Below are 22,365 nucleotides of genomic sequence, written 5' to 3' on the forward strand. Positions count from 1 at the left end.
GGTTCAGATCAGCTCCGGATGCATCGGATCCCCTTTGAATGGCCCCTCAACAGCTGATGTAATCCACCCACCGTAGAAACCTCCTGGCTGGGGGATCACAGGTTCGTCATTGACCCAGCATCCCTGCATCAACCCTGGATACAGCGCAAACCACCCAGCGATGGCTTGAAACGATGGGGTGGGTGATGGATACCGCCACACAGCGCGATGAATCCTGCCCCGTGATGTCACCACATCGAAGTACTCCGCCACCCCTTTCCATTCGCAAAAACTTCGTCCCGCTGCCGGGCTGAGCAAAGCCATAGCGATCCCCGTCGGCGGCAGGTAATAAGTGGGAGGGTGATAGGTCTCGAGCACGCGCTGGCAGCCCTTGCCATCGAAGAGCAGCTCACCGCCGACTTTGACCAGAACGTGATCGTCGCTGGGCTCCAGACGTGGTGGCCTGGGGTAATCGGCGACCCTCTCCGGTGCCATGGCGCCTTGATCATCTGCTCTGATGATGGCGCTGTCTGCCCTGCTCTGGAGTGATGCGACCCGTTGACCCCCATCAGCCAGTGGTGATCCTTGGTGGATTTCTGATTACCGAGGAGGCGTATCAGCCAATGGCCCAAGCCATCAGGCAATCCGGTGTGGCGGATGTGGTGGTCGTTCCAGTCAGCCGCCTCGACTGGTTGCTCACCAGCTGGGGATTCGGCTGGCGGCGCGTGCTCGATCGTGTGGCAGCTGCGGTGGAGCAGCAGCAGACCCTCTCATCAAGCGGGACGGTCACCTTGGTCGGCCACAGCTCCGGGGGGGTGATGCTGCGTCTTTATCTCAGTGATGAGGAGTTCCAGGGTCGTCGTTACAGCGGTTCTGATCGCTGCGACCGTCTGGTCACACTCGGCAGTCCCCATCAGGCCATCCGAGCCACCCCCCTGCGCGCCATGGTGGATCGCCGCTATCCGGGTTGCCATCATCCGAACGTGGATTATGTGGCTGTTGCCGGCGAGCTCGATCTCAGTGCTGCCATGGCATCCGCGTTCAGTCGGCGCAGCGCTGCTGGCAGCTACAGGAGCATCACTGGCGAAGCGACGGTGTCAGGGGATGGTCTTGTGCCCGTTTCGTCAGCTCTCTTGAAGGATGCCCGTCATCACGTTCTCGCTGACACCGCCCATGGCGGTCTCTTCGGTTCGCATTGGTATGGAAGTCCTGAGCGTGTTCACGCTTGGTGGCAGTTTGTTCAAAGCTGACTTAAGCCAATGCGTCCGGTCTTGGTTTCAGTGTTCGGCCATCAATGCGCCAGTAACCGAACCAATCGGGACTCAGATCCATCTCCAGAGCAGAGGACTGTTTCCGCAATGTGATGCGCCAACCGTCGAGGCCGTCAATCGGCAAGCAGTCATCGATGTCGCCAACTGAGTCGATCCCATGCAGATCATCCTTGTGACGCTGCAGTGAGCCCTTTAACCAGCGGGCTTTGGCCCGGGCCTTCGCGGCCTGCTGAGTGCTGGCAACCACAAGGCCGAACTGATGCTGCTCCTGAAGCGACTCCCGCACGTAGCCACCGAGATTCACGAACCACAAGCGATCCACTGGACCGGGCTCATCACACTCGGAGGGCTCTGCAAGGGCAACGGCTGATGGCATCAGATGGATCGCGAAGCCATCCACCTGGGTGATGGCTTTGTAGCTGTCCACATGCAGTCCTTTTTGCAAACCGAACCATTCGCGCCTCAACGCTGGAATCGTGTCTTCGATGCAGGACCCCACCACCCAGCGCACATCGTGAAGTTCCACGTGGCACGTCGCCGTGCGTCCTCCAAGGACGACAAGAAAGAGGGTCGGTGGATCGGTCATGACGACAGGGCGACGCCTCCAACCAGGCCGCAGACCAAAACGACCCGCCAGGCCGGTTGCTTCCAACCGACCAGAAGCAGAAAGGCCACCAACGCCAAACTGAAATCGGCACTGCTCTTGATGCCGGCCAGCCAGACCGGCTGAAACAGAGCTGCCAGCAACACACCCACAACTGCAGCATTGATGCCCTTCAAGGCGCGTCGCATCGCTTGCAATTTGCCGAGGTCGCTCCAGAACGGCAGAACGCCGCCGATCAGCAGAAAAGCTGGAAGAAACAGGGCCATCAGCGCCAGGAGCGCGCCGCCGAGGCCCTGCAACCCGCCGCGCAGATCAAAACCGAGGAAGGCGGCAAAGCTGAACATGGGTCCAGGAACAGCCTGAGCGGCTCCATAGCCGGCGAGAAACTGATCAAGGCTGATCCACCCAGGGGGAACCAGAGACTGTTCGAGCAGAGGAAGCACGACATGCCCTCCACCGAACACCAGAGATCCGGCTTGAAGAAACCCAGCCACTTGCTGGATCGCTACCGGTCGGGCTTCCGCTGTGAGCCAGGGCAGGGCCATCAGCAGGCCAACCAGCACCAGTAGCAGAAGAATGGACACGCTTCGGCGCACGGGCACCTTGAGTAGTTCATGGCCCAAGGCGCGATCGTCGGGTGGAGTTAACAGGGTCAGCCCTGTGACCGCGCCGATCAGCAAGGCGAGAAGCTGCACCCAGGCCAGGGGGACCAACAGCACCAACACCGCTGCCAGCGCCATCAGGCTGGCGCGGCCCCGATCAGGCGCCAGTTTGCGCTGCATGCCGAGCACAGCCTGCGCCACCACGGCAACGGCGGCCACTTTCAAGCCCTGAACCCAGCCTCCAAAGAGCCAGTCCGGATTGGCTGACAGCACAGCCGACGCAATCACCAGCAGGATCGCCGACGGGAAGGTGAATCCGATCCATGCTGCCAAGGCGCCGGGCCACCCCGCGCGCATCAAGCCAATGCCCATCCCAACCTGGGAACTGGCAGGGCCAGGCAGAAACTGGCAAAGGGCCACGAGGTCGGCATAGGCCGCGTCGCTGAGCCACTGCTCCCGTTGCACGAACCGCTCACGGAAATAGCCGAGGTGGGCTACCGGTCCGCCGAAGGACGAGCATCCGAGCAGCAGGAACTGGCGGAACACCTCGATCACTCGCTCCATGGCCAGGAACAACTGGATGAGCGGAACTTAGTCAGCTTCCACGCGCAATGCCTCCCGCATCATTCGTTGCACGCGCTCCTGCACGGATTCGTTGGTCATCCGATTGTTTAAGCGTTCCACCAGTAGGGGGAAGGCGAGTGGGCCCGGTCTGGGTGTCGGGCAATGCAGGGTGTCTCCCTGGCGGATGCGCCTTAAAGCGGAGCGCAGTCGAGGTAACTCAAGCTGCTCCTGCAGCACCTCGTCTCTGGCCTGGCGGAGCAGGAGGTTGTTGGGTTCGTGTTTGCTGAACACTTCCCAGAGCAGGGAACCGCTGATCTGGAGTTGGCCGGTGGATTTGTTCTGGCCCGGGAATCCCTGCACCAGCAGCCCCGCCACCTGGGCAATGCTGCGAAACCGGCGTCGGCACAGTTCCGAAAGGTTCAGGGCCTGCTCCAGATCCTCTTCCAGGGATGCGTCATCGAGGAGCTCGTCGAGATGGTCCTCCAGCAGCTGATCGATGGGATAGCCCCTCGGTGCCAGCAGTTCAAATCCGTAATCGTTCACCGACACAGTGATCGTTCCTCGCTGCACGCGCGTGAGGCGCGTTGCCCAGAGAAAGCCGAGCCCCTCATGCACAAAGCGGCCTTCAAAGGGGTAGGCGTACAGGTGAACCCCCTCCCGAGTTCGGCAGGTTTCGATCAGAAGCTGATCGCTTGCAGGCAGCGTGGAGAGATCCATCTGCCGCTCAAACAACGGTTCAAGCGCCTTGAGTTCCGGTGTGTCGAGCTCGCCGCGCCCAGCCCGGGCCACTTCTTCGCGCAGATGATGGGTGAGCAGATCGGACAGCGACATTTGCCCGCCAGCCCACGCTGGTACAGCAGTGCTTTTCTTGGTGGTGCTTTTTACATAAGCGGTCATCTCGCGCAGACGCACGAACTCCAGCTGACGGCCGGCAAAGAAGAACACATCCTTGGGCTTGAGCTGGCTGATGAAATTTTCTTCCACATGGCCGAGCACTGAGCCGCGCACGAAGCGCACGCGAATGGACGGAGCCGAGGTGATCGTGCCGATGTTGAAGCGGTGAAGCCTGGCAATGGCCGTCTCGCGGATCACGAAGCGGCCATCGTCTGTGGCTTCCAACTTTCTGTAGCGGGGGTAGGCCCCGAGGCAATCGCCCCCCTGCTCGAGAAAGCGCAGGCACCAGTCCCAGTCGGTTTGCGTGAGTGGGCCGTAGCTGGCGGTGGCACGAATGGCCTCCAGGGTTGATGTCGGGCAGAAACCAGGTCCACAGGCGAGTGTGGTGAGGTGCTGCAAGAGCACATCCAGGGGGGCGCGGGGAGGGCGTCGTTCCTCCACCAAGCCGTTCTCCAGTCCGCGACGCACGGCACTGAGCTCAAGCAGTTCCAGGGCGTTGGTTGGCATGAATAACACCTTTGAGGTGCCCCCTGGTAGGTGGGCCGAACGCCCGGCTCTCTGCAGCAGACGGGCCAGATTCTTGGGAGATCCGATCTGCACCACCTGCTCCACAGGCTGAAAATCAACCCCCAGATCCAGGGAGCTGGTACAGACCACCCAAAGCATGGACCCTGCTTTCACCGAGGCTTCAATCGCCTCGCGTTCGCTGCGATCCAAGGCGCTGTGATGGAGAGCCAGCAGGCCCTCCATCTCAGGGCAGGCATAGCGCAGGCACTGAAACCAGCGTTCTGCCTGGTTGCGGGTGTTGGTGAACAGCAGCGTGCTGGTGGTGGGAACCAGGGATCCAACCAGGTCCTCGTAACGTCTCAGGCCGAGATGTCCTCCCCAGGGAAAGCCATCGATGCTGTCCGGAAGGATGCTGCGCACGCTTAGTCCCCGCTTGGGAGCTGCGGTGATCAGACAGGGATCGCAACGGTTTCCGAGGGCATGCCGTGCCGATTCCTCCAGATTGCCGATGGTGGCGCTGATGGCCCAGGTTTGCAGTGCGGGTCGTTGTTGACGCAACCAACTGAGTGCCAGTTCTGCCTGAATCCCCCGCTTGCTGCCGATTAGTTCGTGCCACTCATCGAGGATCACGGTGTCGAGGGTCTGAAACAGACGCTCGCAGTGGCGGCCAGCCAGAAGCACGCAGAGCGACTCGGGCGTGGTGATCAGAATCTCTGGGGGCGTTTTGATCTGGCGCGAGCGTTCGGCCGTTGGCGTGTCTCCATTGCGGATGGCGACCCTCAGGGGCCATTGCATGGCGTCGATCGGATCCTGAATCGCCAGGGCGAGGTCGCGGCTCAGGGCCCGTAAGGGCGTGAGGTAGAGGAGTCGAACGCCCTTTTGTTCGGAGGGTGACGCGAGCATGCGGGCGATGGGCCCCATCACGGCGGCGTAGGTCTTCCCCGAACCGGTGGGCACCTGAATCACCCCGCTGCGCCCCTCCAGATGGGCCGTCCAGGTGGACCGCTGGAAGGGCATGGGGGTCCAGCCCTGACGCGCAAACCAGCGCTCGATGGGGATCAGAAGACGGGTCAGACCAGAATCACGCTGACGACAACAGCTGTGACTGCGAGCACAACAGCTGCAACAACAATGCCCGCTGCGATGTTGCCCTTGCGAATCTCGCCTCGGTAATCGAGAGGGGTCAGGCGATCAAACAACCACACCCCCCCAACGATTAACAGCACCCCAGCGACTGTCCAGAGAAGACTGAGCAGCAGCTGGGCAATCGGTCCCGGCATCGGTCGTGAGGTGGAAGTTGTAGTAGTAATTTAGTGCTGGGCTGTCTGTAGGAAATTCATGCAGCAGACTGCAGCTCCAGCTTCGGCGGCGGGTTCGGGCCTCAAGGCGCCAGCTTCATCGGTGTCACGACGGCCTCTTTGGGTCTTGTTGATTCCCGTCGGGCTGCTTGTTGCAACATTTTTTGATCGCCCCTCGACGATCACCAACCTGAGTGTGCAGGTCCCCCGCGCTGATCAGCCGGTGGTGTCGGAACCTTTTGAGCTGCCAAACATCAATGATCGTGTCACGGTCAGGTCCCGGTTTTCCGTTCCTGCAAAAACATTCGTTTTTCTTTCCACAGAGTTATTAGACGACAAGGGTGTTGTTCAGTTCCAATACGACAGGGAAGGTAAAAGTCGCTCAAAAAATGATGGATTTATCGAGTTCAGACCAAAGAAGCCCGGGCGTTTTCGCTTGCGTTTCGAGGTGTATTTGCCCAGAGATCAACAAGCGCAGCCCACTCAACTTACGGCGCCAGTTGTTGTCAACAGTGTTATCACCAAGGATCCCTTCGATTCGGGTGCACTCGTTTATGGATTTTGGTCGACCGTCGTTGTCAGCCTTCTGTATCTGTCACAGGTGTATTTTCGTGGACATCTGCAATGTTCTGGCTGGTGTGAGAGTGAGTCTGAATTGAATCGCGCCACCCGTGGTGAGTATCAAAGTGGATTGCTCAGAGTGCGCTTGCGTGGAACCTTTGAGGTCCCGAAGCGTCTGTATGCATCGGAGTATCAGGCTCTAAGATTGGAGATTATCAATGGTTTAGGTCGTTCGGTTTTTCAGGGAACGATTCCTTGTCGGTTCACCCGCGATGGTGAAGACTCCGATACCTACACGTTGCGTGCTGAGCCCCAGCTGTTCCATCTCACTCGGGATAGCTTCTTACGTTTTGACGTGAGTCTTCCGACCGTTCTTCAAAATCTCGACCCTGAGCGCATTGGTATTCAGATCTGCGATCAGGTCATCCTTCCCTGGACTCAAGCAATTCGAGCTCGGTTGAACCCATGACGAAGCTTCTTTTGCTGTTTCTTAACGGAGGCATCGCTGCTCTTGCAGTGAGTGCAGCGTTGACCAACGACAGTGCGAACCAATTGGGTTCGAGCCTTTTGCCAGACACCGATACCCAAGGTGCGTATCGCGGCTCCTATGTGGGTGGCCGTTGGGTCAGCCGCAGCTCCCGCTTGGAAACGAATCGGCTGCTGTACTACGGAGGCAGTGGCGGCTCTGGAGGTTCGTCCTACGGCGGAGGGTATGGCGGTGGTGGATGGGGCGGCAAGTAACCGCCGCTGATCTCAGTCCCGTCCAGGTTCGGGTGCTGTTGGTGACGGCCATGGTGTCCTCTGCAGCTGGCCTAACGCTGGAGCTGCTGCTGGTCGCCCAGGCGAGTTACCTAATGGGTGATGCAACCCTTGCCACGGGTGTGGTGGTGGGCACGTTTCTCGCGGCCATGGGGCTGGGTGCCTGGTTGACCGAATTCATTGGCACGAAGAGGCAATCCCTGGTGCGATTGCTTCGGGCATTGATGCTGGTGGAACTCTGTCTGTTTCCCCTCTGTTTGCTGGGACCTCTGGCCCTGTTCTGGTTGTTCTCGCGCAATGCGCCGCTCTGGTTGGCGACCGTCGTGCTCACTGTGCTTGTGGGGTTGCTTGGCGGCATGGAGCTGCCGCTGATCACGCGCATGCTCGAAACCCAGGATCAACTGCGCCGCGCCCTTGCAAGGGTTCTTGCGCTGGATTATCTGGGGTCTCTCGTCGGTGCCCTTGCTTTCCCCCTGGTGCTGCTGCCCTGGCTCGGTCTGCTTCCATCCGCCGCGGCGTTGTCGCTCGTTCCAGTGGGGTGCAGCCTGGCCCTGGCCTCGGTTTTTCCGAGCCTGCGGCCTTGGCGCTACCCATTGCTAGCCCTGCTGCCCCTGGCATCGGTCGCGGGTGTGCTGATCGCACCGCTGGGTGATCGCATCGAGGATCGCTTTTATGGGGCGCGGGTGATTGAAAGGAAGCAATCGCGGTTTCAGCGCATCGTGTTGACCCGCCAGGGTGCCGACCTCAGGCTTTTCCTAGATGGAGATCTGCAGTTTTCAAGCCTTGATGAGTACCGCTATCACGAAGCGTTGGTGCATCCAGCGTTGGCTTGGCACCCAGCACCGCGACGCATTCTTTTGATGGGCGCAGGCGATGGCTTAGCCCTCAGGGAAATCCTTCGTTGGCCTGACGTTGAGAAGGTCGATGTGGTGGAACTCGACCCAGAGGTCGTCAACCTGGCGCGCCGTCATCCCATGCTCCGGCGTCTCAATGCTGACAGCCTCAGGGATCCAAGGGTTCAGATTCATCTCGGTGATGCCTATGCCCATCTGCGTTCTCTGCCCAACCAATACGACGTGGTGATTGCTGATTTTCCCGATCCGGATACGTTGCCCGTCGCTCGTCTCTACAGCGTGGGTTTCTATGGCACCTTGCGCCAACGGCTCAATCCAGGCGCTGTGGTTGTCACGCAGGCCAGTACACCCTTTCTCGCACCCCGCGTTCTGGCCTCGATTGAAGCTGCATTGCGGGAGGTGGGCTTGCTGACGCGTCCTTACTCAGTGGCGATTCCAAGTTTTGGACCCTGGGGGTTCGTGATGGCCCATGAGAACAACAGGTCCAATCGTTTCCGTCCGATACCGTTTGCCACTCGCTGGCTGGATGCCGATCAGCTTTCTGGACTGTTTGCCTTCCCCCGTGATTTGCGGCCTGAGGCTTTGGATAGAGTTCAACCCAATCGAATGACGCGCCCGGTTCTGCTCGACTATCTGAGGAATGATCGCCGCCGCAGGCTGCAACAACCCCGTCCGCCAATTTCTACGACTACAGGTTTCTAATGGCGTCTTTGATCTTTCTTTTTGTCATTTTTGCCCTTCTGCTTTGGTTTTTTTCTCGCTACAGCATGGGCCGGTGGCATCGTCCTCCAGTCGGATCAATGCCCCAACAGCGCACTTTGTTCAATCTTCAGGTGGGTGATGTTGTTCAGCATCAATCACGCGATTGGATTGTCGAAAACACCCTTGTTTTTGATCAAGAAGGTTTCCAGTGGCAGGAGTATTACCTGAGGGACGGCGCAGAGGGAGTTTGGCTGGTTGTTGTTGACGACGATCGGATTGAACTGTCTTGGATGCATCAGGTGCCTCCAGAAGAGGTCTCTGTTCTATTCCCCCTTCGTGATGAGCTTGTTTTCCAAGGCATCCGTTATCGACTGGCGGAAAAGGGAATCGCCAATTACCGCAAAACATCCCGCGGCAGTCAGCAGGGAGGTCCCTGTCGTTTTCACGACTATGTTGCTCAGTTCGATCGAGTTCTCAGCGTCGAGATTTACTCCGCATCTGAGCTTCCTGCTGATGGTGGTGAGATTGAAATTTGTGTTGGAGTTCGTATCACTCCAGAATCCCTCACCTTGCTACCGGGAGATGGTCGCAGCGTTTACGCCTGAGTAAGACGTTGCTCATCGCACAGTTGTGCAGCGTCGATGAGCGTATTGGCACTGTCCGCCGTGCGGTCATGGCGCCAGCGCAGAATTCTGGGGAAGCGAACAGCCATTCCGCATTTGTGGCGTTTGGATGGCTGGATGCCCTCGAACCCGATTTCAAACACCAGATCAGGAGTCACCGATCGCGTTGGTCCGAAACGTTCCATTGTGTTCGCTCGAATCCAACGATCGAGGTCGAGAATTTCACGATCATTCAGGCCGGAATAGGCCTTGGCAAAGGTCACAAGTTGATGCTGATCAGGATCGGCTGAGCGGCGATCCCAGAGTGCAAAGGTGTAATCGGTGAACAGATTGGCTCGGCGTCCACGCCCTGCCTGGGCATAGATCAACACGGCGTCCAGGGTCATGGGATCGCGCTTGTGTTTCCACCAATGGCCGCGTTTGCGTCCACTCAGGTAGGGGGATTGCCTCTGTTTCAGCATCAGCCCTTCCGCTCCCTCACGCACGGCCCGCTGGCGCAGGGTGTCGAGGTCATCCCAGGAACTGAGTTGTGCCCCAGCGCTGATGCGCAGCTGTCCCGAGCATTGGGCCTTGTCCATGGAGGCTAGGAGAGTGTTCATTGCCGCGAGGCGCTCGTCCAGGGGACTGTTGCGACGATCCTCTCCACTGGATTCGAGCAGGTCGTAGGCCACGAAACAGGCCGGGCAGTCTTGACGAAGTTTCCGGCCCACGCTCTTGCGACCCAGTCGGCGCTGCAGATCGCTAAAAGGTCGCGGTCGGTCGTCTTCGGCAGCCCAGCAGATCACCTCACCATCGAGAACGGTTTCATCGGCCAGGGAAGCGGCCATCTCAATCAGCTCAGGAAATTGTGCATTGATCAATTCCTCACCACGACTCCAGAGATAGGTGCCGCTGTTGCGTTGGATCAGTTGCCCTCGAATCCCGTCCCATTTGTGCTCCACCCACCACTGCTGTGCCGGTGTCTCCCGCAGGGAGTCCAGTTGCAGGGGGCTGGCCAGAAAAAACGGATAGGGCACCGGTCCCCGATTGGTTCGTTCGGTTGTGGGTGCTGCGGTGAGCGCATCAAACCAGCTCGGTGAAGGCTCGAGGGGGGCCATCAGCCGCTCCAACACCAGGGCCTCTTCCAGGGAAAACCCTTTGGCGATCGCCTTCACCACGAGCCCCCGTGCAACGCCGATCCGAAACCCTCCAGTGAGCAATTTGTTGAATAGAAAATGCCGTTCATCCGGCAGGGTGCCCCAGATCGTGAGCAGGGCTGCACTCTGTTGCTGTGGCTCGAGCACCGCCAGCTTCGGTAGCAGCTCTTCCATCCACCAGTGCAGGGGCGGGTTGGTTGCGATGGTTTCGATCCAGGCATTCAGCCCGGCATCAATCCACTGAACCGGAACGGATCCTTTGAGCTGCGGCCACAGCAGCGCGAGGGTTTCGGCGGAATCACCAACATGGCTCTGACAGTCATCGAAGAGCCAGTCGGGAATGGCATCACAAGCCTGCAAAATCTCGCGAAGCCGCCGACCGGTGATCAGGCGTCGTCGCTTTTCCCCCATCAGCAGCAACACACTCCAGGCGCTGTCGTGCGCCTCGCCTTTGCGGAGTTGATCGGCGATCAGATCGACCTTGCGCGCCGTGCCCGTGGATTGATCCAGGGCATCGATCAGCGTTGCGAAGTCATCCATTTCAGGGGAGAGACGGTGCGTTCCCGTCAGTAGCTCCAGCGGTTGAGATTGCTGTTGTCAGGCCCTGTGACCTGAACACTGCATCCTGGAAGGCCTGCAGCAGCACGGTTGAAAGCGCTCACGTAGTCCTTTACGTAACCGGAATCGGAGTAGCGATCAAGCGCTGACTGCAGCTGCGCCAGAGACGTGCCGATCTGATCCCTGCTGAGCACGCCGGCCTTGAGGCCCGCGCAGATGTCACGCGCAGCGGCGCTGCCGTCAGCGGGAAATACCACCGTGTTGATTTGTTCAATCGTGACTGTGACGTCCTGCGCGGCGGCAGGCGTGGGCGCGACAGCGATGAGGAGCCCCAAGCCCATCAGCGCGAAACGGGGATTCAGCATGGGTCAAGAACCGGGGCCTGACCTTAATTCAGCTGAGCTGATCGAGGGGGCGGGCATCGAGTCCGTGCCGCTCCCGGAGGAAACGGGAGAGCACATCGTCCTGACCATGGGTGACGTAAATCGTTTTGGCCCCGGAGTCGAGCACGGTTCGGATCAAGCCCTGCCAGTCCGCATGATCGCTGAGCACGAAGCCCCGTTCGTATCCGCGACGCCGGCGCGCACCGCGAACGGCCATCCATCCAGAGGCGAAGGCTGTCTGCGGAGATCGAAACCGTCGCATCCAAACGGAGCGATGGGCTGAAGGAGGAGCAAGGATCAAACGTCCGGCGAGGGAGTCTTTGCGCGCGAGAACGCTCACGGGTCGGCTTGGCGTCATGGCGATTCCGGCCTCTCTGTAGCTGCGGGTCACGGTTTCCACGGCGCCGTGGAGGAGCACTTCCTCTTGAACGCCGATGGCGTGCAGTTCCGCCATCAACCGTTGAGCCTTGCCGAAGGCGTAGCAAAACAGCAGAGACGGTCGCTCTCGATCACCTTGCCACCAATCGCGGATCTGCTCAGCAACGCGGTGCCCCGGTTCCCAGGCATAAATCGGCAGTCCGAAGGTGGCCTCGGTGATCAGCACATCGCACGGCACCACCTCGAACGGTTCACAGCTTGGATCGCTGCATCGCTTGTAGTCACCGGTCACCACCCACACTTCATCGTTCACGCAGAGGCGGATCTGGGCCGACCCGAGCACATGCCCAGCACTGTGAAACGACACGCAGGCCTGGTTGAGCCAGAACTCGCGGCCGTAAGGCATGGCATGGAATGTGATGTCTTGTCCGAGGCGCTGTCTGAGGACGCCTTCGGAGGATTCAACCGCCCAGTATTCGTCACAGCCCGGTCTGGCGTGATCAGCGTGGGCATGGGTGATGAGTGCACGCCTCACAGGTCTGGACGGATCAATCCAGGCATCCGCAGCTCGGCAGTAGAGACCGCTGTCGGTGTGTTCGAGAAGCGGCATCCCCACCAATGCCGTTCAGCGACTCATTTCGAGCATGCGACGGATCGGAGCCTCGGCTTCAGAACGGAGGGATTCCTCCATGGCGATTTGCGGCGCCAGGTTTTCAAGACAATCGCGGAGTTTCTCCAGCGTGTTCAGCCGCATGTAAGGGCAGGCATTGCAGCTGCAACCATCGAGCCCTGGCACATCGATCAGGGTTTTGTCAGGCACCCGCTGCTTCATCTGATGGAGAATTCCAGGCTCCGTCAACACAATGAACGTGTCGGACTGGCTTGATTGGGTGTAGTTGAGAAGTTTGCTGGTGGAGCCGATGAAATCGGCCAGATCCAGGAGATTCTCCTGGCACTCAGGGTGGGCGATCACTTCTGCCTGTGGATTCTCGAGCTTCAGGCGTAAGACCGCCTCTTCACTAAAGGTTTCATGAACGATGCAACGCCCTGGCCAGAGGGTGAGTTCACGACCGCTCTGGCGCTGCACCCAACGGCCAAGATTCTGATCTGGAGCAAACAGGATTGGTCGGTTGGCCGGCAGCTGATTGACCAGGTCCACAGCGTTGCTGCTGGTGCAGATCAAATCACTCTGGGCTTTCACCGCCGCGGTGCAATTGATGTAGCTCACAACGAGGTGATCTGGATGCTCGGCGCGGAATCGGGCGAATTCATCGGCTGGGCAATCATCCGCCAGGGAACATCCCGCGTCCAGGTCAGGCAGAACGACCGTTTTCTCTGGACTGAGGATTTTTGCTGTCTCAGCCATGAAATGAACACCGCAGAACACGATCACATCCGCATCGGTGCTGGCCGCTTTTCTTGAGAGCTCGAGGGAATCGCCAATGAAATCGGCGATGTCCTGAATGGCAGGCTCCTGGTAGTAGTGCGCGAGGATCACGGCATTGCGTTCCTTGCGGAGCCGGTTGATCGCCGCAACGAGGGCGGTGTCAGCGCTCATCTGAGCCTTCTGGGGCAGGATGGACTCAGCCTAGGCAGTTGCTCTGACGACGCTCCGTCTTGCCATTGCCGGAGATCTACACGGTGACTGGGGAGACCGGGATGCCGTGTTGGCACAGCAGCTTGGCGCTGATGCCCTGTTGTTCGTCGGCGATCTCAGCGATGGCGATCTGCGTCTTGTTAAGCGGATCACCCAACTGGCCTGTCCAGTGGCCGTCATTCTTGGCAACCATGATCGGGGCAAAGACCGCAGTGGTGCTCTTCTCCAGCAGCAGTTGACCCTGCTGGGCGATCGCGATTGCTCATGGGCACTCCGTTCCTGGCAAGCCCCTGCCGTCGGCATTGTCGGAGCCCGCCCCTGCAGCGCCGGAGGAGGGTTTCATCTTTCTCACGCGGTTCAAGCCGTGTTCGGGCCAGTGACGGAAGAGGAATCAGCGCGTCGGATTGTTGAGGCCGCACGGCGTGTACCCGACGACTGGCCGCTGGTGGTGCTGGCCCATTGCGGTCCCACCGGTTTGGGGTCAGATGCCTCCAGTCCCTGCGGCCGGGACTGGAAAAAGCCAGCGGTTGATTGGGGTGATCGTGATCTCGCTTTGGCCTTGGATCGCATGCAGAAGCAGCGGCCCGCCGACCTCGTGGTGTTTGGGCACATGCACCACCATCTACGCGGGGGGCAAGGCGAACGCATCACCTTTCACCGCGACCGTCTGGGCACCCTGTATGTGAATGCTGCCTGTGTTCCACGCACGGGCGTTGATGCATCGGGGGAGCCACTTCATCACTTCACATGGGTTGAATTCAATGGCACCTGTCCCACCCTGGTGAGCCATCGCTGGTATCGGCCACAGGGTGAGCTCGCTTATGAACAAACGCTCCATCGCCTGAGCAGGCAGGTCCCCGATTGATGTTGATCTACGTCTGCATCAGTAGTCATGGTTTCGGCCACGCAGCCCGTCAGGCCGCCATGTTGAAGCAGTTGCACTCGCTCTGTCCCGAGTGGAGGCTGGTGATCAGCACGATGGTGGATCGTCGCTTCCTTGAGCTCGCTTTTCGGGATATTCCCGTGGTGCTTCGCCCCGTGCAGTGGGATGTGGGGATGCTCCAGGCCGATGCTCTTGGTGCTGACCCGATCGCCACACTGGAGGCATTGCAAGATCTGGAGCACGCCCTTCCCCAGCGGCTGGATCAGGAAGTGGCTTGGATCTCCAGGCAGGAGTCGCCAGTGCTCGTCATCGGCGATATCCCACCGGTGGCCGCCGAACTCGCTGAGCGGCTGCAAGCTCCTTTGGTTTGGATGGGCAATTTCGGCTGGGATGACATCTACGCCCCCCTTGGATCCGCCTTCGAGGGATGGGTTCGTCGCGCGCGGGATTGCTATCAACGCGGGTCCCTGCTGCTGCGTTGTCCGTTCTCCCTGGCGATGAACTGGAAGCTACCGGAGACCAGTTTGACGTTGGTCGCCGCTGAACCCAGGTCCATTCCCTCAGCGCTGGAGGCCGAGTTGCAGCAGTCCCCATCTCCGAATGTGCTGGTGGGGTTTGGAGGTCTCGGTCTGGGACTGGAGCCATCGCTGTTTGCGCGTTGGCCCGATCACCGTTTTTTGCTCAATCTTCCTGGGAATCGAGATCTGAGGGAGCGTCTCGCGTTGATCAGCAACGTGACCCTGCTACCCAACGGGGTGCGACCACTGGATGTCATGCCCTATTGCAGCCGGCATCTTGGAAAACCGGGCTTCAGTAGTTTTTGCGAAGCGATGGCAGCAGATCTCGGACTCCATGTCGTGGAGCGTCAGGGATTCGCCGAGGCAACCACCTTGATGGAAGGGCTCAGGCTGCACGCGTCCCATCGCATACTTCGGCGGGAGGACCTTGAAGCAGGCCGCTGGGCCTTGGATCAGCCCCTGCAGCCGCCCGCCCACGGCAAGCTCATTGCCACTGGAGCGATCGAGGCGGCCAAGGCCGTGCAGAGGGTCGCAACCGATACTGTTCAGCAGGACTGATAGCCGCCATTGGCCTGGCTTATTGCTCTCGCGAATGCAGCGCTGGCCTGGCTCTGATCGCGATCGAAGCCGCAGCCAGGGGTCTGGACAGTCTTCAGCGTGTCACAGGCGGTCTAGGTGATCCGCCCGCTGTTCGACACAGTCAGGCCGTGTTGTTCTCAACATTGGAGTTCTGAATCTCGCTTTTAAAGCGTTCATAACTTCTTGTACTACGGCTTCATTTGTATGACTTCGCTTGTTCGTTCCATCTGTCGTGTTCTCCCGGCGGTGTCAGCAAGCGTCCTGCCCCTTTTGTCTCTTTCTGTTCCTGCCGAGGCCGTGCTTCCTCCGGTAGGCAACGATCGCTCTCGTCTGGTGATGCTTCCTGAAGAAGCTCAGATGTCGGCTCTCCCCTACGTCATCACCCCTGAGCGTCGAGCGATGCTCAACACCATCCGTTTTGCTGAGGGAACCTGGAAAGGTGGCCTTGATTTGGGTTACAGGGTGATGTTCGGTGGTGGATTGATGCGATCGATGGATCGCCACCCCAACCGGGTGATTTATTCCTCTCGTTATGCCAGCGCAGCAGCAGGTGCCTATCAGTTCATGCCCTTCACCTGGGATTTAGTGAAGCGCAGCCTCGGCGTTCGTGGATTCGGCCCAGAAGTCCAGGACCAGGGTGCTCTGTTTCTGATCCAGCGCCGCAAGGCTTTGAGCCTCACCGATACAGGTGTGATGTCTCCACTTCTCGCTGCAAAACTGGCTCCAGAATGGGCATCCTTTCCCACACTGCGCGGACGCAGCTATTACGGTCAGCCCGTGAAGCGCTTCACCAACCTCAAAGGATTTTACAACTTGAATCTGGCCCAACTGCGGCAGATTCGTGATGCCAAAAGAGAATCCTTGTCAACGAATTCTTCTGAACAGGAGTCCGGCATGCCCAAAGCTCCTGTTTGCACAGGCCCCACCATTCTTTGTGGATTGCCCTGAGGACGATCCTCAGGGTCCAGGCCAATTCTTCGTTATTCGTTCGACTCGCTTAGACGTCGTCCAACAGTTGCTTGAGCAATCAAGTAGGCGCCAACGGCTCCACCGATGAATCCCATGCCGTTGCGAATCAAAGGCAGGAGATCGCTGGTGCGAGTCACCACCGGAGCGATCCCGAAGACACCAAACAGCATGATCCAAAGAGGAGAAAGGAGCAGCAACCAGGCCCAGGCCACGCGCTCCCCTTCCTTGCGTGGGTAGGCCGCAAAGCCGGCGATTAATCCACCGAGCACTGAAGTGCTGAGCGTCCAGAGCCATTGCTCGGTGGGCAGACCTGGAACCACCTGGCAACCACCGCGGTCGAGGCACAGCTCCACAGCATCAATCGCCGCGATGAGCGCTCCGTCCTCGCCATGGTCACGCACGTAGTACTGATTTCCATAGCGCGTTTGCAACTCGACCCACCAGGTGCGGGGCATCAGGGCGAAGAAGGCATCGCCCACGTTGAAATTGAGCAGATTGCCACCTCTGGGATCACCCACCATCAGCAGGCTGCGTTCATCGAGCCCCCAGAATTCCTTCACCGCCAATCCTGGGGTGCGCTCGTATTGGGTCAGGACCCTGATCTTCCAGCCACTGCGTTGCTCGAAGGCATCCAATGACACTTCAAGCGATTGCAGTTCCTTTGCACTGAAAATTCTGGCTAGATCAATCACGGGGGTCGGGTGATCCGGAAGCAGTTCAGGGTTATCGATGGCCTGCACGGGTGCTGCAAGCAAAAGCAGCAGAGGAAGGATTAGAAGTGCCGCCCAGCGACAGAGTGTTCGGCGGAAGCCCATGATCGTCAACGTCTGCCCGCCATTCTCACCAACTGATGGTCTCGGATGTGTGCTGCCCAGCCTGGTTGCTGGATCGACTTCGGCAATCCGGAGGAGAGGTTCCCTTCTCACTGTTCATGCACTGGGCCCTTCACGACCCCGACCATGGGGCGTATGGATCAGGCCATCTTGCGGTCGGGCCTGAAGGCGACTTCGCAACATCGCCCTCTCTGGGGGAGGACTTCGCTGAACTGCTTGTGGATCAGTTGGTGGAGTGGCTTCAAGCCCTCGCCAAGTGCCATCCCTCTGACCGCCTCTCAGTGGTGGATGTCGGCCCGGGTGAAGGCATGCTCACCGCCCAGCTCATCCCACTGCTTCGCCGCAAAGCACCTGAATTAGTCGATCGTCTGGACTGCGTTCTTGTGGAGTGCAACCCAGGGATGGAAACGCGGCAAAGGGATCGCCTTGGAGCTTGCCCTGCCATTCCCTGCCGCTGGAGTTCACTCAATGAGCTCAGTCACACTCCCGTGATCGGTGTTGTGCTGGCGCATGAGCTGCTCGATGCACTCTGCGTTGAACGTTTGGTGCTCAGAGCAGGAACCTTGCATCGACAGATGGTTCGTCTTCGCGATGAGGGTTCCTCGGCACAGATTCATCTGGCGGAAGCACCTTTTGATGGAGAGCTCAGGGCACGGTTCCAGCGTGAGTGTGACCGCTCAGGGATGGTGATCCCACCCGCTGGGGCAGAGGATGGCTGGACCACGGAATGGCATGCATCCGTTTCCCCTTGGATGCATGACGCGGCTGCGGCAGTGCAACAGGGCGTGCTGCTGGTCGTGGACTATGCCTTTGAAGCGGATCGCTATTACGCGTGCCATCGAAGCGATGGCACGCTGCTTGCTTATCAGGATCAGGTCGCGACCAATGATGTCCTTCGCAATGCTGGTACCCAGGACATCACGGCCCATCTTTGTGTGGAGGGTGTGGTTGCAGCCGCTGAGATGAATGGCTGGTTGTTTGAAGGACAACGCCGTCAAGGCGAGGCCCTTCTGGCCCTCGGCTTGGCCGAACGATTCAGTGCCCTTCAATCCCTTCCCGCTGCGCAACTGGGAGAGGCATTGCGGCGTCGAGAAACCCTATTGCGTTTGGTTGACCCTTCCTGTCTCGGTGATCTGCGCTGGATGGTGTTCCACCGGCAGACCGCAAGACAGGATGATGTCCCAATGCAACGCAGCCGTTTGCTGCGGGATCCTCCACAGGTCAGTGCTGGCCCTCCAGACACTGCCTGACGTCGTCATCGTTGATCTGATCGCTGATCAGAACCGATCCAATGGCGTTCGGCACGACAAACCGCAACTGCCCGTGGCGGACTTTTTTGTCGGAACGAAGGGTGTCAAGGACCCGGTCGATCTCCAGGGAAGGCCATTCAGCGGGCAGCCCAGCCTTACGAATCAAGGTCAACTGACGTTGCTGATCTGCCTCCGTCCACAGTCCCTTGATGACGGCCAGATGACCAACGGCTGCCATTCCGATGGCGACGGCTTCACCATGCAGCCAAGTGCCATATCCGGTGAGTGTTTCCACAACATGACCGAAGGTATGGCCGTAATTGAGAATCGCTCGCCGCCCGCCTTCCCGTTCATCGGCGGCAACCACGGCGGCTTTGGCCTGGGCAGATCGCTCGAGGATGGTCTGTAGCAGTTCTGTTCCCATTCTGGCTGGATCACTGAGATCCTCTGCCTGCTCGAGACGTTCGAACAGTTCGGAATCGCCGATCACCCCGTATTTGATCACTTCCGCCATTCCGGCGCGGAACTCCCTTGGTGGAAGTGTTTGCAATGTGAGGGGATCAATCATCACCAGCGATGGCTGGTGAAACGCCCCAATCAAGTTTTTCCCACAGGCATGGTTAACGCCGGTTTTGCCTCCGATCGAGGCATCCACCATCGCCAGGAGGGTGGTGGGAATCTGAACCACTGGGATGCCTCGAAGCCAGCAGGCTGCAGCGAATCCGGTCATGTCCCCAACGACTCCACCACCAAGGGCCAGCATCAAGGAGGTGCGTTCCAGCCCGTTCCGTTGTGCGGCGTCAAGAATGATCCTGATGGTGTCGAGCGTTTTCTGCTCCTCGCCCGCATCGATCTGCAAGAGCACTGGTCTGAAACCTGCTGTTTCGAGACTGGTGAGGCATTGCGCTGCGTAGTGATCGGCCACTGCCGGATTGCTCACCACAAGAATCCTGGTTCCATCTCGCACTTGCAGCGCAGAGATTGCATCACCGACACGGGTTAGCTGGCCCGAACCGATGATGACGTCATAGGGGTTGCGTTCGAGGGCTACACGGATCCTGGCTTGTGGTTCCATTGCCGACGTTGTCTCTGGGGTCGTGGTCACTGACCCTATCCTCAGCACGAAAGGTTTCGGGTTGGGGCTTGATGAAATCCGAGGTTGATCGCAGCAGAACCCTGACGGCCTGGGGCTTTCTGAGTCCTGCGCTCATCCTTCTTGGTGTTTCGGTGCTGATTCCAGCCGCGATGGCGCTGGTCATGAGCTTCACGCAGACAGGGCTTGATGTTTCTGAACCCCTGCGTTTCATCGGATTCGCCAATCTGCGGCGCTTGGCAGGTGATCCGATGTTTTACAAAGTTCTGGGCACGACTCTGATCTATCTCTTCGGAGTCGTACCGCCGATTGTTCTTGGCGCCCTTGCTCTGGCTGTGCTTGTGAACCGGGCTCTCCCTGGAATTCACGTTCTTAGAGCTGCTTTCTATACCCCGGTCCTTGTTTCGATTGTTGTTGCTGCGATCGCCTTTCGATGGCTTTATGCGGAAAACGGATTGATCAATGGCTGGCTCGGCGCTCTCTTCGGCTCCGGTTTCCTCCCGATCGACTTCCTCTCCAACCCGTTGCTGGCCCTTCCTTCGGTGATGCTGGTCACGCTCTGGAAAGGACTCGGCTACTACATGGTGATTTTCCTGGGTGGACTTCAAGGGATTCCCATTGAGCTGTACGAAGCAGCCGAACTCGATGGCAGTGAAGGCTGGAGAAAGCATCTCGATATCACGCTCCCTTTATTGCGTCCTTATCTCACCTTGGTGGCCGTGATCTCAGCGATCGCTGCCACCAAGGTGTTTGAAGAGGTGTTTCTGATGACTCAGGGCGGACCTGCTGACTCCACACGCACGCTTGTTTATTACGTCTACGACCAGGCCTTTGCAGAGTTGGAAATCAGCTATGCCTGCACGGTGGGCCTGGCTCTGTTTCTGATCGTTCTGTTGCTGACCGCCGTGCGACTGGCCTTCAGCGATGATCGTTCCCTTATTTAAGTCAGGCGTTTGATCGAAGCAGCTGTCTGATCTCCGCTCGGATGGCAAGCTTCAGGTTGAGAAAGGGGCTGACATGGGGAGCGCTGACGGCGCAATCGGAGTGATCGGCGGCGGCCAGCTGGCTCGCATGTTGTCGGAGGCCGCTGCTCTCCGAGGCATTGAGGTGTTGGTTCAAACCACATCCGAAGCAGATTGCGCTGTTGCTGCATCCAGCCGACTGGTTCAGGCGTTGCCGACCGATCAGGACGCGACGCGCGAGCTGGCGCGTGATTGCAGTGGCATCACATTTGAGAACGAGTGGGTGACGGTGGACGCTCTTATGCCTCTGGAACGCCAGGGCGTGACGTTTGTGCCATCCCTGGCCAGCCTGGTGCCTCTCGTTAACAAACTCTCTCAGCGCCGGCTTCTCGACGATCTCTCCATTCCCAGCCCTCGCTGGATCTGTCTGGCTGAGATCAATCCAGGGTCACCAGCGCTGCCTCCTGGGTGGACCTTCCCGGTGATGGCCAAGGCTGCGACCGGTGGGTACGACGGCAAGGGCACTCAAATCCTTGAAGACCTCAATGATCTGGCCCATCTCATGCGCAATGTGCGAGCTCAGGACTGGTTGCTCGAGAGTTGGGTGAAATTTGAGCGGGAGCTTGCCCTTGTGGTGAGTCGCGATCGACAGGGGCGTATCCGCCACCTGCCGATGGTGGAGACCCACCAAAGCCATCAAATCTGCGACTGGGTTCTCGCTCCTGCGGAAGCGGAACCCCTGCTCGAAGCAACCGCCTACAACATTGCAGCGTCTCTGCTCACCCGCCTGGGATATGTAGGTGTGATGGCTCTGGAGTTCTTTTATGGGCCGGAAGGCCTGTTCGTGAACGAAATCGCTCCGCGCACCCATAACTCGGGTCACTTTTCCATCGAAGCCTGCTCCAGCAGTCAGTTTGATCAGCAGCTCTGCATCACGGCAGGGTTACCGGTTCCTGCAACAGAGCTTGTGGTGGAAGGCGCCTTGATGGTCAATCTGCTCGGCTTGCACGATGCCGCAGCAGTTGGCAGTGATCAAAACCTCAATGAACGTTTGGCCAGGCTTCGATCGATTCCGAACGCCCATGTGCACTGGTATGGCAAGCAGGAACTGCCCGGACGCAAAGTGGGCCACGTCACTGTTGTACTGCGTGAGGAGAGAGCCGAGGCCCGTCGTCAGACGGCGATGACAGTCCTGAGCCAAATCCGAGACGTGTGGCCAAATCCCCTAAATTGATCCGTGAACTACCCCGTTGGTGACAGCCTTCTTCTAGTGCTCTGATCTGACTCTCTTTCGACTTGGGGCAACTGTCGTGATGGTGCCGTAGACCGGCCTCGTAGCCGGAAACGAAGCCTCACTTTGTCGCCCCTTCTGGTAACTCCAGGTCGAACACTGGGGCTTGCACGGCTGGGTGGTTCACCCCCTTTTCAGGGACTTGAGGCTTTGATCCGCTGGCCTAATTCAGCTTTGCTCAGCGGTGTGACGACAAACACTTCCTGCACGCTGGTGCCTCTGCGGGCCACCACCTTGAATCCCCCGGATACCGGTGTTGAAATTCGAAGTTGAAGGCCAACGCAGCGGCCCCTCACTCGACTGATCACCCCTGGAGTAATCGTTTGAATGGCAGGGTCCGTGGCCAGTTTCTTGAGCCAAGGAATCAGTCCCTCGACGTAGGTGCTGTGTGTGATCACTAGGCGTCCCACGACCAGACCAGCAACATGAAACAAGCTGGCCGAAGCTAAAGGATCTAGCTACAGAGAAGACAGCGATGCTGTCCTGTCATGCTCCGATCCGTCGACAGCCTGTGCCTGCAAGTGATTACCCCTCTCAAGGATCGCTGCGGTCCCCAAGCGCGCGTCTTAACAGCTGAGCTGCATGGCGACGAAGTCAGGGGTCTGGCTTTTTGTCCTGGGAAAGTGATGCGCTACGTGCTGGTCGCTCAGAATCAGAAACTGAAAACCACTGAACTGCTGAAGCTCACCCGCGCCAGCCGGCAGCCTGCGGCCTGAC

At 58.9% G+C, this 22,365-nt stretch carries 24 protein-coding genes and 1 other RNA gene; 13 read left to right on the plus strand and 12 right to left on the minus strand.

The genetic code is table 11. The annotated features are described in order from the left end of the window. Window positions 1-3 precede the first annotated feature (3 nt). A complete protein-coding gene (locus SynPROS71_RS06540; protein ID WP_186597597.1) occupies window positions 4-474 on the minus strand; it encodes a DUF427 domain-containing protein in 471 nt (156 codons plus the stop codon). A 53-nt stretch (window positions 475-527) separates the two neighbouring features. Here SynPROS71_RS06540 and SynPROS71_RS06545 point away from each other — a divergent pair, with 53 nt between their 5' ends. Further along, on the plus strand, window positions 528-1,229 hold the full coding sequence (locus SynPROS71_RS06545) for an esterase (RefSeq protein WP_186597599.1): 702 nt from the start codon (window positions 528-530) through the stop codon (window positions 1,227-1,229). A gap of 1 nt (window position 1,230) precedes the next feature. Here SynPROS71_RS06545 and SynPROS71_RS06550 read toward each other — a convergent pair whose 3' ends face one another. From SynPROS71_RS06550 to SynPROS71_RS06565, 4 genes are read right to left on the minus strand one after another with little or no spacing between them, the layout of a single operon-like run. Beyond that, window positions 1,231-1,836 (minus strand): DUF1543 domain-containing protein, encoded by a 606-nt coding sequence (locus SynPROS71_RS06550; protein ID WP_186597601.1) that lies wholly within the window; start codon window positions 1,834-1,836, stop codon window positions 1,231-1,233. Next, the gene (gene chrA, locus SynPROS71_RS06555) at window positions 1,833-3,020 is read right to left on the minus strand and encodes a chromate efflux transporter (protein ID WP_186597602.1); all 1,188 of its coding nucleotides are present in this window, start codon (window positions 3,018-3,020) and stop codon (window positions 1,833-1,835) included. Before chrA ends, SynPROS71_RS06550 begins: the two co-directional genes overlap by 4 nt. Window positions 3,021-3,047: 27 nt before the next feature. Then, window positions 3,048-5,495: a ligase-associated DNA damage response DEXH box helicase gene (locus SynPROS71_RS06560; RefSeq protein ID WP_186597923.1), complete on the minus strand. Its 2,448-nt coding sequence runs from the start codon at window positions 5,493-5,495 to the stop codon at window positions 3,048-3,050. Then, window positions 5,492-5,701, minus strand: coding sequence for a DUF350 domain-containing protein (locus tag SynPROS71_RS06565; RefSeq protein WP_011933097.1), 210 nt, complete (start codon window positions 5,699-5,701; stop codon window positions 5,492-5,494). The genes SynPROS71_RS06560 and SynPROS71_RS06565 overlap by 4 nt, the downstream gene beginning before the upstream one ends. Before the next feature lie 58 nt (window positions 5,702-5,759). On the opposite strand from SynPROS71_RS06565, the gene SynPROS71_RS06570 reads away from it, so the two are divergent. The 4 genes from SynPROS71_RS06570 to SynPROS71_RS06585 all read left to right on the plus strand — a co-directional run bounded on the left by SynPROS71_RS06570 (window position 5,760) and on the right by SynPROS71_RS06585 (window position 9,200). Then, a complete protein-coding gene (locus SynPROS71_RS06570; RefSeq protein WP_186597604.1) occupies window positions 5,760-6,749 on the plus strand; it encodes a hypothetical protein in 990 nt (329 codons plus the stop codon). After that, entirely contained in the window at window positions 6,746-7,021 is a 276-nt protein-coding gene (locus tag SynPROS71_RS06575; RefSeq protein WP_186597606.1) for a hypothetical protein, read from the plus strand. The genes SynPROS71_RS06570 and SynPROS71_RS06575 overlap by 4 nt, the downstream gene beginning before the upstream one ends. Beyond that, complete coding sequence (locus tag SynPROS71_RS06580) at window positions 7,006-8,595, plus strand: polyamine aminopropyltransferase (protein WP_186597608.1); 1,590 nt, start codon at window positions 7,006-7,008, stop codon at window positions 8,593-8,595. The genes SynPROS71_RS06575 and SynPROS71_RS06580 overlap by 16 nt, the downstream gene beginning before the upstream one ends. Before the next feature lie 98 nt (window positions 8,596-8,693). Then, the gene (locus tag SynPROS71_RS06585) at window positions 8,694-9,200 is read left to right on the plus strand and encodes a DUF4178 domain-containing protein (protein ID WP_186597610.1); all 507 of its coding nucleotides are present in this window, start codon (window positions 8,694-8,696) and stop codon (window positions 9,198-9,200) included. On the opposite strand, the gene SynPROS71_RS06590 is transcribed toward SynPROS71_RS06585, so the two are convergent. The 4 genes from SynPROS71_RS06590 to nadA are packed head-to-tail and all read right to left on the minus strand — an operon-like array spanning window position 9,191 to window position 13,231. Beyond that, on the minus strand, window positions 9,191-10,894 hold the full coding sequence (locus SynPROS71_RS06590; protein WP_186597612.1) for an ATP-dependent DNA ligase: 1,704 nt from the start codon (window positions 10,892-10,894) through the stop codon (window positions 9,191-9,193). The two genes, SynPROS71_RS06585 and SynPROS71_RS06590, sit on opposite strands and share 10 nt — an antisense overlap. Window positions 10,895-10,920: 26 nt before the next feature. After that, entirely contained in the window at window positions 10,921-11,277 is a 357-nt protein-coding gene (locus tag SynPROS71_RS06595; RefSeq protein WP_186597614.1) for a DNA ligase, read from the minus strand. A 28-nt stretch (window positions 11,278-11,305) separates the two neighbouring features. Then, window positions 11,306-12,283 (minus strand): ligase-associated DNA damage response exonuclease, encoded by a 978-nt coding sequence (locus SynPROS71_RS06600; RefSeq protein WP_186597616.1) that lies wholly within the window; start codon window positions 12,281-12,283, stop codon window positions 11,306-11,308. 15 nt (window positions 12,284-12,298) lie between these two features. After that, a complete protein-coding gene (nadA, locus tag SynPROS71_RS06605) occupies window positions 12,299-13,231 on the minus strand; it encodes a quinolinate synthase NadA (RefSeq protein WP_186597618.1) in 933 nt (310 codons plus the stop codon). Between the two features lie 109 nt (window positions 13,232-13,340). Between nadA and SynPROS71_RS06610 the strand changes: the two genes are divergently transcribed. From SynPROS71_RS06610 to SynPROS71_RS06620, 3 genes are all read left to right on the plus strand, one after another. Next, window positions 13,341-14,135 (plus strand): TIGR04168 family protein, encoded by a 795-nt coding sequence (locus SynPROS71_RS06610; RefSeq protein WP_255442448.1) that lies wholly within the window; start codon window positions 13,341-13,343, stop codon window positions 14,133-14,135. After that, window positions 14,135-15,229, plus strand: coding sequence for a hypothetical protein (locus SynPROS71_RS06615; protein ID WP_186597619.1), 1,095 nt, complete (start codon window positions 14,135-14,137; stop codon window positions 15,227-15,229). The genes SynPROS71_RS06610 and SynPROS71_RS06615 overlap by 1 nt, the downstream gene beginning before the upstream one ends. Window positions 15,230-15,454: 225 nt before the next feature. After that, window positions 15,455-16,198 (plus strand): glycoside hydrolase family 104 protein, encoded by a 744-nt coding sequence (locus SynPROS71_RS06620; RefSeq protein WP_186597621.1) that lies wholly within the window; start codon window positions 15,455-15,457, stop codon window positions 16,196-16,198. A gap of 32 nt (window positions 16,199-16,230) precedes the next feature. On the opposite strand, the gene SynPROS71_RS06625 is transcribed toward SynPROS71_RS06620, so the two are convergent. Next, window positions 16,231-17,034, minus strand: a complete 804-nt coding sequence (locus SynPROS71_RS06625) for a TPM domain-containing protein (protein WP_186597623.1) — start codon at window positions 17,032-17,034, stop codon at window positions 16,231-16,233. Window positions 17,035-17,069: 35 nt separating this feature from the next. Between SynPROS71_RS06625 and SynPROS71_RS06630 the strand changes: the two genes are divergently transcribed. Then, window positions 17,070-18,302 carry a class I SAM-dependent methyltransferase gene (locus SynPROS71_RS06630; protein ID WP_186597625.1) on the plus strand — a complete coding sequence of 411 codons (1,233 nt, stop codon included), beginning with the start codon at window positions 17,070-17,072 and terminating at the stop codon, window positions 18,300-18,302. Here SynPROS71_RS06630 and aroB read toward each other — a convergent pair. Next, window positions 18,274-19,377, minus strand: coding sequence for a 3-dehydroquinate synthase (gene aroB, locus SynPROS71_RS06635; protein ID WP_186597627.1), 1,104 nt, complete (start codon window positions 19,375-19,377; stop codon window positions 18,274-18,276). The two genes, SynPROS71_RS06630 and aroB, sit on opposite strands and share 29 nt — an antisense overlap. Before the next feature lie 71 nt (window positions 19,378-19,448). Between aroB and SynPROS71_RS06640 the strand changes: the two genes are divergently transcribed. From SynPROS71_RS06640 to ssrS, 3 genes are all read left to right on the plus strand, one after another. After that, the gene (locus SynPROS71_RS06640) at window positions 19,449-20,339 is read left to right on the plus strand and encodes a carbohydrate ABC transporter permease (RefSeq protein ID WP_186597629.1); all 891 of its coding nucleotides are present in this window, start codon (window positions 19,449-19,451) and stop codon (window positions 20,337-20,339) included. Between the two features lie 73 nt (window positions 20,340-20,412). After that, window positions 20,413-21,591 carry a 5-(carboxyamino)imidazole ribonucleotide synthase gene (locus SynPROS71_RS06645; protein ID WP_186597631.1) on the plus strand — a complete coding sequence of 393 codons (1,179 nt, stop codon included), beginning with the start codon at window positions 20,413-20,415 and terminating at the stop codon, window positions 21,589-21,591. Window positions 21,592-21,593: 2 nt separating this feature from the next. Then, window positions 21,594-21,777: non-coding RNA, 6S RNA (ssrS, locus tag SynPROS71_RS06650), on the plus strand. Window positions 21,778-21,782: 5 nt separating this feature from the next. Here ssrS and SynPROS71_RS06655 read toward each other — a convergent pair. After that, window positions 21,783-22,058 (minus strand): DUF2103 domain-containing protein, encoded by a 276-nt coding sequence (locus tag SynPROS71_RS06655; RefSeq protein ID WP_186597632.1) that lies wholly within the window; start codon window positions 22,056-22,058, stop codon window positions 21,783-21,785. A 78-nt stretch (window positions 22,059-22,136) separates the two neighbouring features. Here SynPROS71_RS06655 and SynPROS71_RS06660 point away from each other — a divergent pair, with 78 nt between their 5' ends. Then, window positions 22,137-22,364, plus strand: a complete 228-nt coding sequence (locus SynPROS71_RS06660; RefSeq protein ID WP_186597634.1) for a hypothetical protein — start codon at window positions 22,137-22,139, stop codon at window positions 22,362-22,364. The last annotated feature ends 1 nt before the right edge of the window (window position 22,365 follow it).

Source organism: Synechococcus sp. PROS-7-1 (assembly GCF_014279795.1).
In the GTDB taxonomy this organism is placed as follows: Bacteria; Cyanobacteriota; Cyanobacteriia; order PCC-6307; family Cyanobiaceae; genus Synechococcus_C.

Bases quoted from the DNA above. Each gene is read 5' to 3' on its own strand.
- SynPROS71_RS06540 (WP_186597597.1), bottom strand. From the start codon at position 474: ATGGCACCGGAGAGGGTCGCCGATTACCCCAGGCCACCACGTCTGGAG.
- SynPROS71_RS06545 (WP_186597599.1), top strand. From the start codon at position 528: ATGCGACCCGTTGACCCCCATCAGCCAGTGGTGATCCTTGGTGGATTT.
- SynPROS71_RS06550 (WP_186597601.1), bottom strand. From the start codon at position 1,836: ATGACCGATCCACCGACCCTCTTTCTTGTCGTCCTTGGAGGACGCACG.
- chrA (WP_186597602.1), bottom strand. From the start codon at position 3,020: ATGGAGCGAGTGATCGAGGTGTTCCGCCAGTTCCTGCTGCTCGGATGC.
- SynPROS71_RS06565 (WP_011933097.1), bottom strand. From the start codon at position 5,701: ATGCCGGGACCGATTGCCCAGCTGCTGCTCAGTCTTCTCTGGACAGTC.
- SynPROS71_RS06570 (WP_186597604.1), top strand. From the start codon at position 5,760: ATGCAGCAGACTGCAGCTCCAGCTTCGGCGGCGGGTTCGGGCCTCAAG.
- SynPROS71_RS06575 (WP_186597606.1), top strand. From the start codon at position 6,746: ATGACGAAGCTTCTTTTGCTGTTTCTTAACGGAGGCATCGCTGCTCTT.
- SynPROS71_RS06580 (WP_186597608.1), top strand. From the start codon at position 7,006: ATGGGGCGGCAAGTAACCGCCGCTGATCTCAGTCCCGTCCAGGTTCGG.
- SynPROS71_RS06585 (WP_186597610.1), top strand. From the start codon at position 8,694: ATGCCCCAACAGCGCACTTTGTTCAATCTTCAGGTGGGTGATGTTGTT.
- SynPROS71_RS06590 (WP_186597612.1), bottom strand. From the start codon at position 10,894: ATGGATGACTTCGCAACGCTGATCGATGCCCTGGATCAATCCACGGGC.
- SynPROS71_RS06595 (WP_186597614.1), bottom strand. From the start codon at position 11,277: ATGCTGAATCCCCGTTTCGCGCTGATGGGCTTGGGGCTCCTCATCGCT.
- SynPROS71_RS06600 (WP_186597616.1), bottom strand. From the start codon at position 12,283: ATGCCGCTTCTCGAACACACCGACAGCGGTCTCTACTGCCGAGCTGCG.
- nadA (WP_186597618.1), bottom strand. From the start codon at position 13,231: ATGAGCGCTGACACCGCCCTCGTTGCGGCGATCAACCGGCTCCGCAAG.
- SynPROS71_RS06615 (WP_186597619.1), top strand. From the start codon at position 14,135: ATGTTGATCTACGTCTGCATCAGTAGTCATGGTTTCGGCCACGCAGCC.
- SynPROS71_RS06620 (WP_186597621.1), top strand. From the start codon at position 15,455: ATGACTTCGCTTGTTCGTTCCATCTGTCGTGTTCTCCCGGCGGTGTCA.
- SynPROS71_RS06625 (WP_186597623.1), bottom strand. From the start codon at position 17,034: ATGGGCTTCCGCCGAACACTCTGTCGCTGGGCGGCACTTCTAATCCTT.
- SynPROS71_RS06630 (WP_186597625.1), top strand. From the start codon at position 17,070: ATGGTCTCGGATGTGTGCTGCCCAGCCTGGTTGCTGGATCGACTTCGG.
- aroB (WP_186597627.1), bottom strand. From the start codon at position 19,377: ATGGAACCACAAGCCAGGATCCGTGTAGCCCTCGAACGCAACCCCTAT.
- SynPROS71_RS06640 (WP_186597629.1), top strand. From the start codon at position 19,449: ATGAAATCCGAGGTTGATCGCAGCAGAACCCTGACGGCCTGGGGCTTT.
- SynPROS71_RS06645 (WP_186597631.1), top strand. From the start codon at position 20,413: ATGGGGAGCGCTGACGGCGCAATCGGAGTGATCGGCGGCGGCCAGCTG.
- SynPROS71_RS06660 (WP_186597634.1), top strand. From the start codon at position 22,137: ATGCTCCGATCCGTCGACAGCCTGTGCCTGCAAGTGATTACCCCTCTC.